This is a genomic window from Allotamlana fucoidanivorans, assembly GCF_006265225.1.
GTDB classification, from domain to species: Bacteria; Bacteroidota; Bacteroidia; order Flavobacteriales; family Flavobacteriaceae; genus Allotamlana; species Allotamlana fucoidanivorans.
This window is the reverse complement of record NZ_VDCS01000008.1, coordinates 21,061-36,262: the sequence shown is the minus strand read 5'-3', so window position 1 is coordinate 36,262 and position 15,202 is coordinate 21,061. Positions and strand designations below refer to the sequence as shown.

The window sequence follows — 15,202 nt, the reverse complement described above, 5'->3', positions numbered from 1 at the left end:
AACTCATTTGGTTAACATCTTTATTTATTAAAAAAAAAGTTTATTTTTACACATAATGTTAAATAATTAACAGTTAACGATTAGAAATCATGAAGACTGTATCAAATTGCGTTGAAGACATTTTAATAACCCAACCGTATTTAGAGGAGGCGCTCTCAAGAAACATTATAAATTTCAGTGCTCTTGCGGTTGAACTTACCGACCCCATAAGTAAAATGCTGAAAAAAGAGGTTAAACCTGGCGCTATCATGATGGCTTTAAGACGTTACAGTCCGCCACCAACGCTTTCCAATTCTGTAAAAATGAAACGCGCCATACAGAATTTAGGTGATATTACTGTACGTTCAAATCTAACAGATTTCACGGTTAGAAATTCAGATACACTCATAGATAATCATTCTAAAATTCTTGAACGCATCAATTTAGAAACGAAACTCTTTTACACTTTTACCAGAGGCATCCATGAAAGCAACATTATTATTTCTAGCAGTTTAAGTGATTTTATAAAGGAACAATTGGTAAACGAAACTATGTTGGCCATTCAGGATGGTCTTTCGGCAATTACCATTAATTTGCCACAGGATAATTCTAAAATTGCCGGACTGTATTATCATTTTTTTAAGCGGTTGGCATGGGAAGGTATTGTACTTTATGAAGTAATTTCAACCACCAATGAATTTACTATTCTAGTTGAAGACGAATTTGTTGATAAAGCCTTTACTGCCATTAAACGTGTTAAAACATAAAACAACGGATCACTGCATAAAAATTTAAGAATCATTTTATCTTTGCCGAACAATGTTTTAACCTATGTATATTGAACACAAAGGCATACAGGTTTACTATTCTGATTCGGGCAAAGGACAAGCTCTAGTTTTTTTACATGGTTTCTTAGAAACGTCTATGATTTGGCAACCTTTTATTACAAAGTTATCAAAACAGCATCGGGTTATCTGTATTGATTTACCTGGTCATGGTAAAACAGACTGCCTTGGTTATATTCACTCTATGGAACTCATGTCAAACGTTGTTGAAGCGGTTTTAAAGCATTTAAGAATCAGGCGGTTTTATATTTTTGGACATTCTATGGGTGGTTATGTAGCACTTGCCTTTGCCGAAAAAAATCCTGATTTTTTAAAAGGTTTATGTCTTATAAATTCTACATCGCAGGCAGATTCTCCTGAAAGAAAAATAAATAGAGACCGTGCCATTGAAGCCGTTAAGCAAAACCACAAAACCTTTATACGTATTGCTATAAGAAATCTATTTCGCCCCAAAAACAGAAAACTGTTTAGAAACCAAATAAATCATCTTATCCGAGAAGCGCTTAATACTCCTGTACAAGGTATTGTAGCTGCTCTTGAAGGCATGAAAATAAGGCAAGATCGTGAGGCTCTGTTACATTTTTCCCCCTATAAAAAAATGATGATTGCTAGCAAAAAAGACCCTGTGCTTAATTTTGATAACCTTGTAAAGCAAACACAAAATACTGAGGTAAAGTTTGTACAATTTTTAGATGGACATATGAGCTTTATTGAAAATGAAGGCGAATTATTACATGAAATAATGTTTTTCATCGAAAAAAAATAACGTTTTAACGATTTATTACATTTATTTTTCTATCTTTAGCACAACCAAAGTGCAAAATCATGAAAAAAACTACCAACAGACCTGCTTTAATTCCAAAAATGTATTGTAATCTCTTTGGTCATGACTATCAGGTAAGTAAACGCGTAACCTATCATGTGAAAGAATACACCTGTAGTCATTGCAAAAAAGAATTAACCACAGATAGTAATGGGAATTTGATTGAACTTACGCCAAAATTCAGAGAAATCAACTCTATTCTCGAAAGAATTTACAACTCAAGAACAGAACGTTTAAAGAGGAAATCAATCGCTTCATCGATTTGCTAAACCCTTTCTAACATTTTTATTTAGCTTTTTTCTATTTTCATTGCCTCTCCGTTAGTCAAAGAATTAATTAAGAAAAAAAGCGAAATGAAGCACATCCATTGTAAGGTATTTGGTCACGATTTTTTCACCTCTCGTCAAGTTACCTATCATGTTAAAGAGTACACCTGTAAACACTGCAAAAAACAGTTAACCACCAACGGAAATGGTTCCTTAATTGAACTTACACCAAAGTTTAAAGAAATCAATGATGTTCTAGAGCGTGTTCATCAAAAAAAGAACAGAATTAGAATAAAATCTACACCGCTCAATCCTGATTTGCTTGTTTTTAGTCATTAAAATTTTTCCAACCCTGAGCTTTTAAAGGTATGCGTGTATCAGCACGGGTCACTAAATGCATGCCCTCGTTTGAGGCTTTCATATACCCTATAACAGTTAAATTTGGATTGGCTTTTATTTTTGGATAATCGTCTTGAGAAATCGTCATTAACAACTCATAATCCTCACCTCCATTTAAAGCAATGGTGGTACTATCAATATTAAACTCCTCACAGGTAGAAATTACCTGAGGATCTAACGGTATTTTTTCTTCATACAAATCGCAACCTACATCACTGGCTTTACACAAATGCATAATTTCTGAAGACAGACCATCACTAATATCTATCATAGCAGTTGGCTTAACTTTTAAATCCTTTAATAATTGTACAATATCTTTTCTGGCCTCTGGCTTTAACTGCCGTTCAACAATATAAGTATACGGTTCTAAATCTGGTTGATTATTCGGATTTACCTTGAACACTTCCTTTTCGCGTTCTAAGACCTGAAGCCCCATATAAGCACCACCCAAATCGCCAGAAACCACTAACAAATCATTAGGCCTTGCTCCATCCCTGTAAACAACTTCTTCATCTTCAACCTCACCAATTGCCGTTACTGAAATTAACAACCCTGTGGTAGAAGACGTGGTATCTCCACCAATTAAATCAACATTGTAAATTTTTGCTGCGGTTTGAATACCTGCATATAAATCTTCTAAGGCCTCTAAAGGGAAACGATTGGACACTGCAATAGACACCGTAATTTGACTCGCTTGTGCATTCATAGCGCAAACATCAGATAAATTCACTACAACAGCCTTATATCCCAAATGTTTTAATGGCACATAACTCAAATCAAAATGCACCCCTTCAAGAAGTAAATCTGTTGTAACAACAACTTTTTTATTTTCAAATTTCAATACCGCCGCATCATCACCAACTCCTTTTAGGGTCGATGATTGCTTTATTTCAAAATGTTCCGTTAAATGATTAATAAGTCCAAATTCACCTAAATCACTTAACTGGGTTCTCTGTTGGTTTTTATCTTCTATCATGCTGCAAAAATAAGAACCATAATTTGTTTTTGCTATCATTACCTACAAAACCTGTAGTATGCTAACAACCTCAGTCATAGATTCCTCAAAATTTCGGCTATATCAAATCATTATTGATTATTCACCACACCTAGTATATTTAATAATAAAAAACTATAAAACCATATATTAATATAATGTTAGGTTATATTGTATTAGAAGACTTATATTGTATATTTGTGCTCTATTTAGAAACTGTCTTAATAAAAATTATTAAAGCACAACTAAATTTAATAAAAAATTAATATGATAAAAGTCTCTGAAACAGCCAAGAAAAAGGTAGTTGAGCTTATGACTGAAGATGGTTATAATGCTACAACCGACTATATTCGTGTTGGTGTAAAAAGCGGTGGATGTTCTGGTTTGTCTTATGATTTAAAATTTGACAAAGATCAACAAGCCGATGATAAAGTTTTTGAAGACAATGGGATAAAAATAATTGTTGACAAAAAAAGCTTTTTATACCTAGTTGGTACCACTTTAGAGTATTCTGGTGGATTAAACGGAACTGGATTTGTTTTCAACAACCCTAACGCTAACCGAACTTGTGGTTGCGGTGAGTCATTTTCACTTTAAAATTAAAACCAAATTATGTCTAAGTATACCGAGGATGATTTACGCGAAGAGCTAAAAACCAAAGAATACGAATACGGTTTTTATACCGATATAGAATCTGACACCTTTCCTAATGGCTTAAATGAAGATATTGTAAGAGCCATTTCAAAAAAGAAAGAAGAACCAGAATGGATGACGGAGTGGCGTTTGCAAGCCTTTCGTGCTTGGGAGCAAATGATTGAACCTGAATGGGCTAACGTACATTATGAAAAGCCTAATTTTCAAGCGATATCTTACTACTCAGCACCAAATAGCAAACCTAAATATGATAGTTTAGATGAAGTTGACCCTGAATTACTGGCTACATTTGAAAAGCTAGGTATTTCTTTAGATGAACAAAAGAAATTAGCTGGGGTAGCTATGGATGTAGTGGTTGATTCGGTTTCTGTAGCAACAACATTTAAAAAGACGCTAGCCGAGCAAGGCATTATCTTTATGAGTATTTCGGAAGCTATCAAAGAACACCCTGACCTGGTAAAAAAATATATTGGTACAGTGGTACCTCAAAAAGACAATTTTTACGCGGCCTTAAATTCTGCGGTATTCAGTGATGGTTCGTTCTGTTACATTCCTAAAGGGGTAAGATGTCCTATGGAACTATCTACCTATTTTAGAATAAATCAAGCAGGTACCGGGCAATTTGAAAGAACTCTTGTTATTGCCGATGAAGGCAGTTACGTAAGCTATCTTGAAGGTTGTACAGCACCAAGTAGAGATGAAAATCAACTTCACGCCGCTGTTGTTGAATTAATCGCTTTAGATGATGCTGAAATAAAATATTCAACCGTACAAAACTGGTTTCCAGGAAACGCCGAAGGCAAAGGCGGGGTTTACAATTTTGTAACCAAACGTGGGTTATGCGAGACAAACGCTAAAATCTCATGGACCCAAGTTGAAACTGGTTCGGCAGTGACCTGGAAATATCCAAGCTGCGTACTAAAAGGAGATAATTCGGTAGGTGAATTTTACTCAATCGCAGTGACTAATAATTACCAACAAGCCGATACGGGAACCAAAATGATTCACTTAGGTAAAAACACCAAGTCAACCATTATTTCAAAGGGTATTTCTGCTGGTAAATCACAAAATAGTTACCGCGGTTTGGTTCAAGTAAGTTCAAGGGCTGAAAATGCACGCAACTTTTCACAATGTGATAGTTTACTTATGGGCAATGAATGTGGTGCGCATACCTTCCCATACATAGAAGCAAAAAATAAAACAGCAAAAATAGAGCACGAAGCCACCACCAGTAAAATTGGAGAAGATCAAATTTTTTATTGTAATCAACGTGGTATAGACACCGAAAAAGCGATTGCGTTAATTGTAAATGGTTTTAGCAAAGAAGTTTTAAATAAACTACCTATGGAATTTGCTGTTGAAGCTCAAAAACTTTTAGAAATAAGCTTAGAAGGTAGTGTTGGTTAATCGTTTCAAAACATGAAAAAAGTCATTCTCATCACGTTTATTTCACTGCTCTTTATGAGTTGTAAAAACGAGTCGAAATCCACGGATGCTAAATTAATTGAAGAGCAGGTAATCGCCGAAAAAAACGCACCACAGATCATAAAAGGTGAATTTGTGTATTTTGATGGCGCAGCCGTATTACAAACGCATAACGAAATATACGGTGTTTTAGTAACCGACAAAATGCTTGAACTTAACGAACAAGCTAAAACCCTAAAGACTGAACCAACAGATATGGTTTTGGTTGAAATTAAAGGACATATCACAAATAAAAAAGACGAAAAAATTCTTTGGGAAAACAAAATAGAAGTGGTTGAAATAATAAGTGTAAAGCCAGCCCCAAAAGAAGAAAATATTGTAAAATTATAGGAAACCAATAGTATGTTAAAAATTGAAAATTTACACGCAAGTGTTGAAGGGAAAAGTATCTTGAAAGGCATAAACCTTGAAGTAAAACCAGGAGAAGTTCATGCTATTATGGGGCCAAATGGGTCAGGAAAAAGCACACTTTCATCAGTAATAGCAGGTAAAGAAGAGTATGAAGTTACCGATGGTACTATTGAATTTGAAGGTGAAGATATTGAAGAATTAGCAGCTGAAGAACGTGCCCACAAAGGTATTTTCTTATCCTTTCAATATCCTGTAGAAATCCCAGGGGTTTCCGTTACAAACTTTATGAAAACGGCTATCAACGAATCTAGAAAAGCAAAAGGTTTAGAAGAAATGCCGGCTAAAGATATGTTGAAGCTTATTAGAGAAAAATCTGAATTACTTGAAATAGATCGTAAATTCTTATCGCGTTCTTTAAACGAAGGCTTTTCTGGTGGTGAGAAGAAACGTAACGAAATTTTCCAAATGGCCATGCTTGAACCTAAATTAGCCATTCTTGATGAAACAGACTCTGGTTTAGATATTGATGCGCTAAGAATTGTGGCTAACGGCGTTAATAAATTAAAAAGTAAAGACAATGCGGTTGTGGTTATTACTCACTACCAACGCTTGTTAGATTATATTGTGCCAGACTTTGTTCACGTTTTGCACAACGGAAAAATCGTGAAATCGGGCACCAAAGAATTGGCTCATGAGCTTGAAGAAAAAGGATACGACTGGATTAAAGAAGAAGTGAACGCTTAATACCAAGCCAATGGATTTAAAAGACAAATTAGTATCATCATTTTTAGCATTTGAGAACAAAGTTGATGTAGAAAGCTATGTTCACGGTGTAAGATCTGAGGCTATCAAAGTATTTGAAGAAAAAGGATTCCCTACCAAAAAGGAAGAAGCCTGGAAATATACTTCTCTAAACAGCATTTTAAAAGAAGACTACAGTGTGTTTCCAAAGCAAGAAAATGCACTAGAACACAGAGATGTTAAAGAATATCTTATTCATGAGATAGACACGTACAACATTGTTTTTATTGATGGTAAGTACTCATCACACCTATCTAGAACAACGCATGATGGGATGGATGTTTGCCTCATGTCAGCTGCCCTTAACAAGCCTAAGTATCGTTTGGTTATTGAAAAATACTTCAATAAAGCAGCCTCAAAAGACAGTTTAACCTCTCTAAATACCGCATTTTCAAGTGAAGGCGCTTACATTCATATTCCTAAAGGCACTATTGCCGATAAGCCCATTCAAATTATTCATTTCTCAACAGGTAATGAATCGGCCACTATGCTACAACCTAGAAATCTTATAGTTGTAGAAGAAAATAGTCATGTTCAAATTATTGAGCGTCATCAAAGTTTAACAGACAATCCGGTTTTAACCAACAGTGTTACCGAAATTTTCACAAGAAAACGTGCTATTGTTGATTATTATAAAATACAAAACGACACAGCGAACGCCTCTTTAATTGATAATACCTTTATCAATCAGGAACGCGAAAGCATCGCCTCAGTACATACCTTTTCTTTTGGTGGTAAATTAATACGCAACAACCTTAATTTTTATCAAAACGGTGAACGCATAGATTCTACCTTAAAAGGTGTCACTATTTTAGGAGACAAACAACACGTTGACCACAATACTTTGGTGCATCATATTGAACCAAACTGTGAGAGTCATCAAGACTACAAAGGTATTTTTGGGGATAATGCCACAGGCGTTTTCAACGGAAAAATTATAGTTGAAAAAGAAGCACAAAAAACAAACGCCTTTCAATCAAACAACAATATTTTAATAAGCGATAAAGCTTCTATTAACACCAAACCGCAACTTGAAATTTTTGCCGATGATGTAAAATGCTCTCATGGTTGTACCATTGGGCAACTTGATGAAAGTGCCTTGTTCTATATGCAATCTCGAGGAATTCCAAAAAAGGAAGCCAAGGCGTTATTAATGTATGCTTTTAGTAACAATGTACTTAGCTCGGTAAAAATTCCAGAGGTAAAACAACGTATCAACAAAATCATAGCCAATAAACTAGGTGTAAATATTGGGTTTGATTTGTAATATTTTTTTGAAGCTCATTCCCGCTATACGCTATATCTTTTTTTCGTCCCTCAAAAAAGGATGCCGCTACTATCGGGGCTAGACCAAACTGCTATGTTCAACGTAGAAACCATAAGACAAGACTTTCCCATTCTTTCTCGTAAAGTTAATGGCAAGCCATTAGTGTATTTTGACAATGCTGCAACATCACAAACCCCAAAGCAAGTTATTAAAGCGATTGTAGATTATTATTCAAACTACAACGCCAATATTCATCGTGGGGTTCATACCCTAAGTCAGGAAGCTACAGATTTATACGAACAAGCACGACAAAAAATACAATCGCATTTTAATGCCAAGTTTTCTCATGAAATCATTTTCACCTCAGGAACCACACACGGTATTAATTTGGTAGCCAATGGTTTTTCTTCACTTCTAAAAAAAGCCGATGAAATCATAGTTTCTGCCTTAGAACATCACTCCAATATTGTGCCTTGGCAAATGCTTTGCGAGCGTACAGGGGCTACACTCAAAGTCATTCCTATGAATGAAGATGGTGAACTCATCATGACAGACTATGACAAACTATTGTCAAAACACACAAAACTTGTTTTTGTAAACCACGTTTCCAATGCGTTAGGCACAGTAAACCCTATTGAATACATCATTGAAAAAGCCCATCAATTTGGTGCCGCTGTGCTTATTGATGGCGCGCAGTCTAGCCCGCACATTAAACCAGATGTTCAAAAACTAGATGTTGACTTTTACGTGGCTTCAGCGCACAAAATGTGTGGTCCTACAGGTGTTGGCATGCTTTATGGGAAAGAGGAATGGCTAAAAAAACTCCCCCCATACCAAGGTGGTGGTGAGATGATTGCCGAAGTTACCTTTGAAAAAACCTCCTACGCAGATTTACCACATAAATTTGAAGCGGGTACACCAAATATTGCCGGAGGTATTACCTTTGGTGCCGCTCTGGATTATATGAACGCCATAGGTTTTGAAAATATTGCTACTTATGAACATGAGCTTTTAAGTTACGCTACCGAACAATTATCAGCCATTAAAGGTTTGAAAATATACGGTACCTCTGCCCAAAAAACTTCTGTAATTTCCTTTAACCTTAAAGGCATCCACCCCTATGATGTGGGTACCATCCTAGACAAACTAGGCATTGCCGTAAGAACAGGACATCACTGTGCACAACCTATCATGGATTTTTATAAAATACCTGGAACCGTAAGAGCTTCTCTAGCGTTTTACAACACTAAAGCTGAGATTGATGCCTTAGTAGAAGGCGTTAAGAAAGCAAAAATGATGCTGTCTTAAAATAACTTTCATTTTTCGCCAAAACCGAAAAACACATTATAACAATTATGCTTTTCGGCACTTGTTTTACGTTTTTTGCCCAAATAAAATTAAAGATTTAAAGATTTGTTTTATCTTATAAGCTCTGACTAATTCAAATCTTTCAAAAATGAAAAGACTACTTTTCTTCATTATGACTGTAGGGCTAGTATTTACATCCTGTGACAGTAACAAAAACGAAATCACACCGATAAATCAAGATATTGATATGAGTGATTTTTATGTTTATACTGATGATTATGATGCTTCTGCATCAAAAACAGTAAGCAGCAAAGACAAAGTAAAAACATGTTACACCATGAAAATGCTAAATAAACAGTTGCTGGAAAATCCAAGCTTAGAGCGTAAAATGTATGAAATTGAATACCATACGAGAAGGTTTATTTCCTCAAAAAAACCAAGTGGTGTTGGTAATGGCAATAATGGCGGAAATAATGGTGATAATGGTGGAAGTGAAGAACCTGTTGATGATGGTTTAGGAACTTTAAACATTCCTGTTTATGTGTATGTTATTTACTCAAATAGTCAACAAAACATAAGTGACGCCCAAATTAATTCACAAATTACTGTTTTAAATAATGATTTTAATGACGCGGATTTTAGTGATGTTCGTCATGAATTTCAAAATTTAGGTGCAGACATTGATATTAATTTTAACTTACAAGTTATTGACAGAGAGTATAACTCCAGAACAGATTGGGGTTTAAATGATGCTGTAAAAGCAGCATACCCTGCAGTAAATGGCTATTTAACCATGTGGGTAGCTCCTATTACTCCAGGATATTTAGGTTATGCACAGTTTCCTGGTGGTAAAGCCAGTACAGATGGCGTTGTTATGTCTCCACAATACTTTGGCTCTTCAGAATATGATACTCAAGGTAACTTCTATTTAGATGCCCCCTTTGATCTAGGTAGAACTACCACGCATGAGGTTGGTCATTGGATGAATTTACGACATATTTGGGGTGATGGTAGATGTAGACAAGATGATTTTGTGAGTGACACACCGTCATCAGATGGGCCTAATTATAGGTGTGATTTGCTTGAAGTGAGTTGTAAATCAACGGATATGGTAGAAAACTATATGGATTACTCAGATGATGGCTGTATGGGTCTTTTTACAAATGGTCAAAAATTTAGAATGCGTGCTGTATTTGCCTCTGGTGGTCCCAGAGCAGCTTTGGTTGGGAACTAAAAATAGGTTTTAACGCAATAAAAATTAAGACGCCAAAAAGTTGACGTCTTAATTTTTATTGCGTTAATTATGTCTTACTGAGCATTTCTCATAAACTCTTCAGCTTTTTCTACCATGTTTTTACTGCCACAAATAAAGGGTACCCGTTGATGTAGTTCTGTAGGTTCAACATCTAATGTCCGTGTAAAACCATCACTTGATTTGCCATTAGCCTGCTCGGCTAAAAAAGCCATAGGGTTGCATTCATATAGTAAACGCAATTTACCATTAGGATTTTTTGAACTTTGAGGGTATAAATAAATACCCCCTTTAATCATGTTTCTGTGAAAATCTGAAACCAAAGACCCAATATACCGCGAGGTGTACGGCCTATCCCCTTCTTCTTCTTGGCAATACTTGATATAATTCTTTATTCCCTGAGGAAAATGAATATAATTGCCTTCATTCACCGAATAAATATTGCCGTCCTCTGGAAATTCCATGTTTGGGTGCGATAAATAAAACGAACCAATAGCAGGATTCAAAGTAAACCCATTAACACCATGCCCTGTAGTATATACTAACATGGTTGACGTTCCATAAACCACATAGCCCGCAGCCACTTGTTCACTACCCTTTTGCAGAAAATCTTCTAATTGTACTGGGGTTCCTACTGGAGTCACTCTTCTGTAAATAGAGAAAATGGTTCCAACAGATACATTAACATCAATATTTGAAGACCCATCTAAAGGATCAATCAGTACTACGTATTTATTTTGATGGTTTTTATCTTGACTATTTATTGAAATAAAATCATCTTCTTCTTCGCTGGCAATTCCACAAACTATATTTCGCTTGGTTAGGGTTTGAATAAATTTATCATTTGCATAAACATCTAATTTTTGTTGGTCTTCACCTTGAATATTTGTATCACCAGCAGCTCCAATAATATCAACCAAGCCCGCTTTATTAACCTCATGGTTAACAATCTTTGCGGCTAACCTAATAGAATTAAGCAAACTGGATAACTCCCCTGATGAATACTGAAATGATGATTGATTTTTAATAATAAACTCTCCTAACGTTTGTTTTTGCTCAGACATAAAAGTTTGTTTTGTGGTGTTTGAATGTTTACAAATTTAATTAACTATATCGTTTTCGGAACAGTAATTTATCTAATATATTTAACTTTAAACTATATTTGAACAATTATAAAAACTATGGCCGTTATAATAAGGGATTCGCAAAAAAAGGACATGCATCAGGTGCTTCGTTTAATTCAAGAACTTGCTATTTTTGAGAAAGAACCAGATGCTGTTGAAATTACTGTTACCGATTTGGAAAATGATGGCTTTGGCTCCCATCCTGCATTTCATTGTTTTGTAGCCGAAGTAGATTCAAAAATTGTGGGTATCGCTCTTATTTATAACCGGTACTCAACCTGGAAAGGCAAAGCCATTCATTTAGAAGATTTAATAGTTAGTGAAGCTATGCGTGGTACTGGAATAGGAACCGCGCTACTCAACGAAGTGATTAAATATGGACATAGTCTTGGTGTAAAACGAATCAATTGGGAAGTTCTAGACTGGAATGAACCTGCCATTGAATTTTATGAAAGTAAAGGCGCCAAAGTGATGCGTGACTGGGATGTAGTGCAGTTAAACGAAGAGGCCATAAATAATTACATAGCAACCATATAACATGCAAATATTTAAGTTTGGTGGAGCTTCTGTAAAAGATGCCGAGGGTGTAAAAAACCTCCTCTCTGTCTTACTTCAGGTTGGTTATAAAAATACGCTTATTGTAGTTTCTGCCATGGGAAAAACAACCAACGCACTTGAGGCAGTCATCAAAAATTATTTGGATAATACGGCTGCTTTACAAAGTGCCCTTCAAGAGGTTAAAAAATTTCACAATGCCATTCTTTTAGATCTTTTTGAAGATGAACATGCACCTGTATTTAAAAAGGTTAATACACTATTTGATGATTTAAATACTTTTATGCGCATGAACAAATCACCCGATTATAATTTTGTTTATGATCAAGTAGTGGGGTTTGGCGAATTAATTTCAACAACCATTGTTAGTGAATACCTAAACGCAAAAGGTCTGAAAAATAATTGGATAGATGTAAGAACCCAAATAAAAACAGACAATTACTATAGAAATGCGCGTGTTAACTGGAAAGACACACAAACGTTAATAACAAATAGTTTAGACACATCGGTATTAAATATCACACAAGGATTTTTAGGTAGTGACACCAATAATTTCACCACAACCTTAGGAAGAGAAGGTAGTGATTATACTGCAGCGATATACGCCTATTGCTTGAATGCTAAGAGTGTTACCATTTGGAAAGATGTTTCAGGTGTTTTAAATGCAGATCCTAGATATTTTGAACAAGCTCAGTTATTAAACAACATATCATATAGTGAAGCTATAGAATTGGCCTTTTATGGCGCTTCAATTATTCATCCTAAAACCATTCAACCTCTGCAACGCAAAGAAATTCCTTTGTACGTTAAATCGTTTATAAACCCTAAATCTGATGGGTCTCAAATTGGGAAAAATGTAACACTAAGTCCAATGATTCCTTGCTTTATTGTGAAAAAAAATCAAGTTCTTATCTCCCTTTCCTCATTAGATTTCTCATACATCGTAGAAGATAATATTAGTGAAATTTTTGGTTTATTGCACACCTATAAAATGAAAGTGGATGTGATACAAAATTCAGCTATCAGTTTTTCGGTCTGCGTAGATAACGTTTATAATAATCTGGATAAATTAATTCATCATTTAAAAGCAAAATTTAAAGTGTCCTGCCATGAAAACGTATCCCTCTATACTATAAGACATTACACTGAAAATACTATTAACCAATTAGAGTTAGGAAAAACCATACTACTAAAACAATTAACACAAGACACCGTTCAACTAGTAACGAAATAAACATTTTTAGTACATTTACACTTATGACTAAACAACAGGACGTAGGATTAGTTAACGCTAAGGAAGTAGCCAAAGCCATTCAGTTAAACAAGTATGGTTTTGTTGGCACGTTTATTGGCTGGCTTTTAATGAAAGTACTAAAAATATCTACCCTTAATAAAATATACAAACGAAATAAACATTTAAGTGAAGTCCCCTTCCTTGATGCTATTCTGGGTGATTTCCAGATTAAATTTGAAATTCCTGAAGAAGATTTAAAACGGCTCCCGAAAGAAGGGGCGTATATTACCATTTCAAATCATCCGCTAGGTGGTATTGACGGTATTTTACTTTTAAAATTGATGCTTGAGCAGCGTGATGATTTTAAAATAATTGCCAACTTTTTATTGCATAGAATTGAACCTATGAAGCCCTACATCATGCCTGTTAACCCTTTTGAAGACAGAAAAGATGCTAAATCTAGTTTGACTGGGTTTAAAAATGCTATTCTACATTTAAGAAATGGGCATCCCTTAGGTATCTTTCCAGCAGGCGAAGTATCTACTTATAAAGATGGAAAATTGGTAGTTGATAAACCGTGGGAAGAGGCCGCTATGAAACTTATTCAAAAAGCTGGTGTACCCGTAGTGCCTATTTATTTTCATGCTAAAAACAGCAGGCTCTTTTACAAACTATCTCAAATCAGTGATACGTTTAGAACCGCTAAATTACCTTCGGAATTATTAACACAAAAAAATCGTGTTATTAAGGTTAGAATTGGAAAACCCGTGTCTGTAGTCGACCAAAAAGAGCATGCAACACTACATGAATTCACTGAGTTTTTAAGGCGTAAAACCTATATGCTGGCCAATTCTTTTGAAGACAAGAAAAAAATGTTAGATAATTTGTCTTCATCTCTAAAAACACCGAGAGCGCCCAAAAACATTGTAACTCCTGTTGATTGCAATGTGATGACGCTTGAAGTGGAAGCTTTACGTAAATCGGATTGCAGGCTTCTACAAAGTAAAAACTACGAGGTATTTTTAGCGGAAGCTAACAAAATTCCTAATATATTAAGAGAAATTGGTAGGCTTAGAGAGATTACCTTTAGAGAAGTAGGCGAAGGCACCAATGAAGCCATTGACCTAGATCCTTTTGATGAGTACTACCACCACATGTTCCTATGGGATAATGATAAAAAACTTTTGGCTGGTGCTTACCGCATGGGCTTAGGTTCCAGAATTTATGCTAAATATGGTATAAATGGCTTCTACCTTCAAGATTTATTTCGGTTTGAACCCGAGCTTCATAAAATGATGAGCCAATCTATTGAAATGGGGCGCGCTTTCATCATAAAAGAGTACCAGCAAAAACCCATGCCTTTGTTTTTACTCTGGAAAGGTATTGTTCATACCACACTTCGCTTCCCAGAACATAAATATTTAATAGGTGGCGTGAGTATTAGTAATCAGTTTTCCAACTTCTCAAAATCGTTGATGATTGAGTTTATGAAATCGCATTACTATGACCCTTATATTGCGCAATACGTTCGGCCTAAAAAAGAGTTTAAAGTAAAACTAAAAGACGCTGATAAAGATTTTGTTTTTGATGAAACTGAGGCAGACTTAAATAAGTTTGATAAATTCATTGATGAAATTGAACCAGGAGCTTTACGTTTACCTGTTTTACTTAAAAAATACATCAAGCAAAATGCAAAATTGGTAGCCTTTAATGTAGACCCCCTTTTTAATAATGCCGTAGATGGCTTGATGTATATTAAAATTGCCGATTTACCAGAAAGTACTGTTCGCCCTGTTATGGAAGAGTTTCAGGCTGAACTAGAACGTAAGTTCACAGAGTCAAAATAACTCTATTTTCAGCCCAAA

At 35.3% G+C, this 15,202-nt stretch carries 16 protein-coding genes; 14 read left to right on the top strand and 2 right to left on the bottom strand.

Annotation, left to right across the window (positions count from 1 at the left end; all coding sequences use genetic code 11):
- Nucleotides 1-89 precede the first annotated feature (89 nt).
- The 4 genes from FGF67_RS09025 to FGF67_RS09010 all read left to right on the top strand — a co-directional run bounded on the left by FGF67_RS09025 (nucleotide 90) and on the right by FGF67_RS09010 (nucleotide 2,252).
- Complete coding sequence (locus FGF67_RS09025) at nucleotides 90-746, top strand: hypothetical protein (protein WP_139696935.1); 657 nt, start codon at nucleotides 90-92, stop codon at nucleotides 744-746.
- Nucleotides 747-810: 64 nt separating this feature from the next.
- Nucleotides 811-1,590, top strand: coding sequence for an alpha/beta fold hydrolase (locus tag FGF67_RS09020; protein ID WP_139696934.1), 780 nt, complete (start codon nucleotides 811-813; stop codon nucleotides 1,588-1,590).
- A 59-nt stretch (nucleotides 1,591-1,649) separates the two neighbouring features.
- Complete coding sequence (locus FGF67_RS09015; protein WP_139696932.1) at nucleotides 1,650-1,916, top strand: hypothetical protein; 267 nt, start codon at nucleotides 1,650-1,652, stop codon at nucleotides 1,914-1,916.
- Between the two features lie 84 nt (nucleotides 1,917-2,000).
- Entirely contained in the window at nucleotides 2,001-2,252 is a 252-nt protein-coding gene (locus FGF67_RS09010; protein WP_139696930.1) for a hypothetical protein, read from the top strand.
- On the opposite strand, the gene thiL is transcribed toward FGF67_RS09010, so the two are convergent.
- Nucleotides 2,242-3,288, bottom strand: a complete 1,047-nt coding sequence (gene thiL / locus FGF67_RS09005) for a thiamine-phosphate kinase (protein ID WP_139696928.1) — start codon at nucleotides 3,286-3,288, stop codon at nucleotides 2,242-2,244. The genes FGF67_RS09010 and thiL overlap by 11 nt on opposite strands.
- Before the next feature lie 285 nt (nucleotides 3,289-3,573).
- Here thiL and FGF67_RS09000 point away from each other — a divergent pair, with 285 nt between their 5' ends.
- The 7 genes from FGF67_RS09000 to FGF67_RS08970 all read left to right on the top strand — a co-directional run bounded on the left by FGF67_RS09000 (nucleotide 3,574) and on the right by FGF67_RS08970 (nucleotide 10,406).
- Entirely contained in the window at nucleotides 3,574-3,903 is a 330-nt protein-coding gene (locus FGF67_RS09000) for a HesB/IscA family protein (RefSeq protein ID WP_139696927.1), read from the top strand.
- Between the two features lie 15 nt (nucleotides 3,904-3,918).
- A complete protein-coding gene (gene sufB, locus FGF67_RS08995; protein ID WP_139696925.1) occupies nucleotides 3,919-5,367 on the top strand; it encodes a Fe-S cluster assembly protein SufB in 1,449 nt (482 codons plus the stop codon).
- A gap of 12 nt (nucleotides 5,368-5,379) precedes the next feature.
- Nucleotides 5,380-5,775 carry a hypothetical protein gene (locus FGF67_RS08990; protein WP_139696923.1) on the top strand — a complete coding sequence of 132 codons (396 nt, stop codon included), beginning with the start codon at nucleotides 5,380-5,382 and terminating at the stop codon, nucleotides 5,773-5,775.
- A gap of 12 nt (nucleotides 5,776-5,787) precedes the next feature.
- Nucleotides 5,788-6,540, top strand: coding sequence for a Fe-S cluster assembly ATPase SufC (gene sufC / locus FGF67_RS08985; RefSeq protein WP_139696921.1), 753 nt, complete (start codon nucleotides 5,788-5,790; stop codon nucleotides 6,538-6,540).
- A 10-nt stretch (nucleotides 6,541-6,550) separates the two neighbouring features.
- Complete coding sequence (gene sufD, locus FGF67_RS08980; RefSeq protein WP_139696919.1) at nucleotides 6,551-7,864, top strand: Fe-S cluster assembly protein SufD; 1,314 nt, start codon at nucleotides 6,551-6,553, stop codon at nucleotides 7,862-7,864.
- Between the two features lie 93 nt (nucleotides 7,865-7,957).
- Entirely contained in the window at nucleotides 7,958-9,172 is a 1,215-nt protein-coding gene (locus FGF67_RS08975) for an aminotransferase class V-fold PLP-dependent enzyme (protein WP_139697268.1), read from the top strand.
- A gap of 148 nt (nucleotides 9,173-9,320) precedes the next feature.
- Nucleotides 9,321-10,406 carry a zinc metalloprotease gene (locus tag FGF67_RS08970; RefSeq protein ID WP_139696917.1) on the top strand — a complete coding sequence of 362 codons (1,086 nt, stop codon included), beginning with the start codon at nucleotides 9,321-9,323 and terminating at the stop codon, nucleotides 10,404-10,406.
- 74 nt (nucleotides 10,407-10,480) lie between these two features.
- On the opposite strand, the gene fbp is transcribed toward FGF67_RS08970, so the two are convergent.
- Nucleotides 10,481-11,488 (bottom strand): class 1 fructose-bisphosphatase, encoded by a 1,008-nt coding sequence (gene fbp / locus FGF67_RS08965; protein ID WP_139696916.1) that lies wholly within the window; start codon nucleotides 11,486-11,488, stop codon nucleotides 10,481-10,483.
- A gap of 117 nt (nucleotides 11,489-11,605) precedes the next feature.
- Here fbp and FGF67_RS08960 point away from each other — a divergent pair, with 117 nt between their 5' ends.
- The 3 genes from FGF67_RS08960 to FGF67_RS08950 are packed head-to-tail and all read left to right on the top strand — an operon-like array spanning nucleotide 11,606 to nucleotide 15,184.
- Nucleotides 11,606-12,085, top strand: a complete 480-nt coding sequence (locus tag FGF67_RS08960) for a GNAT family N-acetyltransferase (protein ID WP_139696913.1) — start codon at nucleotides 11,606-11,608, stop codon at nucleotides 12,083-12,085.
- 1 nt (nucleotide 12,086) lies between these two features.
- Nucleotides 12,087-13,337 (top strand): aspartate kinase, encoded by a 1,251-nt coding sequence (locus FGF67_RS08955; RefSeq protein ID WP_139696911.1) that lies wholly within the window; start codon nucleotides 12,087-12,089, stop codon nucleotides 13,335-13,337.
- 23 nt (nucleotides 13,338-13,360) lie between these two features.
- Nucleotides 13,361-15,184 (top strand): GNAT family N-acyltransferase, encoded by a 1,824-nt coding sequence (locus FGF67_RS08950; protein ID WP_139696910.1) that lies wholly within the window; start codon nucleotides 13,361-13,363, stop codon nucleotides 15,182-15,184.
- Nucleotides 15,185-15,202: the final 18 nt, after the last annotated feature.

What these genes read in the sequence shown, in the direction of transcription:
- FGF67_RS09025 (WP_139696935.1), top strand. Translation starts at nt 90, where the DNA reads ATGAAGACTGTATCAAATTGCGTTGAAGACATTTTAATAACCCAACCG.
- FGF67_RS09020 (WP_139696934.1), top strand. Translation starts at nt 811, where the DNA reads ATGTATATTGAACACAAAGGCATACAGGTTTACTATTCTGATTCGGGC.
- FGF67_RS09015 (WP_139696932.1), top strand. Translation starts at nt 1,650, where the DNA reads ATGAAAAAAACTACCAACAGACCTGCTTTAATTCCAAAAATGTATTGT.
- FGF67_RS09010 (WP_139696930.1), top strand. Translation starts at nt 2,001, where the DNA reads ATGAAGCACATCCATTGTAAGGTATTTGGTCACGATTTTTTCACCTCT.
- thiL (WP_139696928.1), bottom strand. Translation starts at nt 3,288, where the DNA reads ATGATAGAAGATAAAAACCAACAGAGAACCCAGTTAAGTGATTTAGGT.
- FGF67_RS09000 (WP_139696927.1), top strand. Translation starts at nt 3,574, where the DNA reads ATGATAAAAGTCTCTGAAACAGCCAAGAAAAAGGTAGTTGAGCTTATG.
- sufB (WP_139696925.1), top strand. Translation starts at nt 3,919, where the DNA reads ATGTCTAAGTATACCGAGGATGATTTACGCGAAGAGCTAAAAACCAAA.
- FGF67_RS08990 (WP_139696923.1), top strand. Translation starts at nt 5,380, where the DNA reads ATGAAAAAAGTCATTCTCATCACGTTTATTTCACTGCTCTTTATGAGT.
- sufC (WP_139696921.1), top strand. Translation starts at nt 5,788, where the DNA reads ATGTTAAAAATTGAAAATTTACACGCAAGTGTTGAAGGGAAAAGTATC.
- sufD (WP_139696919.1), top strand. Translation starts at nt 6,551, where the DNA reads ATGGATTTAAAAGACAAATTAGTATCATCATTTTTAGCATTTGAGAAC.
- FGF67_RS08975 (WP_139697268.1), top strand. Translation starts at nt 7,958, where the DNA reads ATGTTCAACGTAGAAACCATAAGACAAGACTTTCCCATTCTTTCTCGT.
- FGF67_RS08970 (WP_139696917.1), top strand. Translation starts at nt 9,321, where the DNA reads ATGAAAAGACTACTTTTCTTCATTATGACTGTAGGGCTAGTATTTACA.
- fbp (WP_139696916.1), bottom strand. Translation starts at nt 11,488, where the DNA reads ATGTCTGAGCAAAAACAAACGTTAGGAGAGTTTATTATTAAAAATCAA.
- FGF67_RS08960 (WP_139696913.1), top strand. Translation starts at nt 11,606, where the DNA reads ATGGCCGTTATAATAAGGGATTCGCAAAAAAAGGACATGCATCAGGTG.
- FGF67_RS08955 (WP_139696911.1), top strand. Translation starts at nt 12,087, where the DNA reads ATGCAAATATTTAAGTTTGGTGGAGCTTCTGTAAAAGATGCCGAGGGT.
- FGF67_RS08950 (WP_139696910.1), top strand. Translation starts at nt 13,361, where the DNA reads ATGACTAAACAACAGGACGTAGGATTAGTTAACGCTAAGGAAGTAGCC.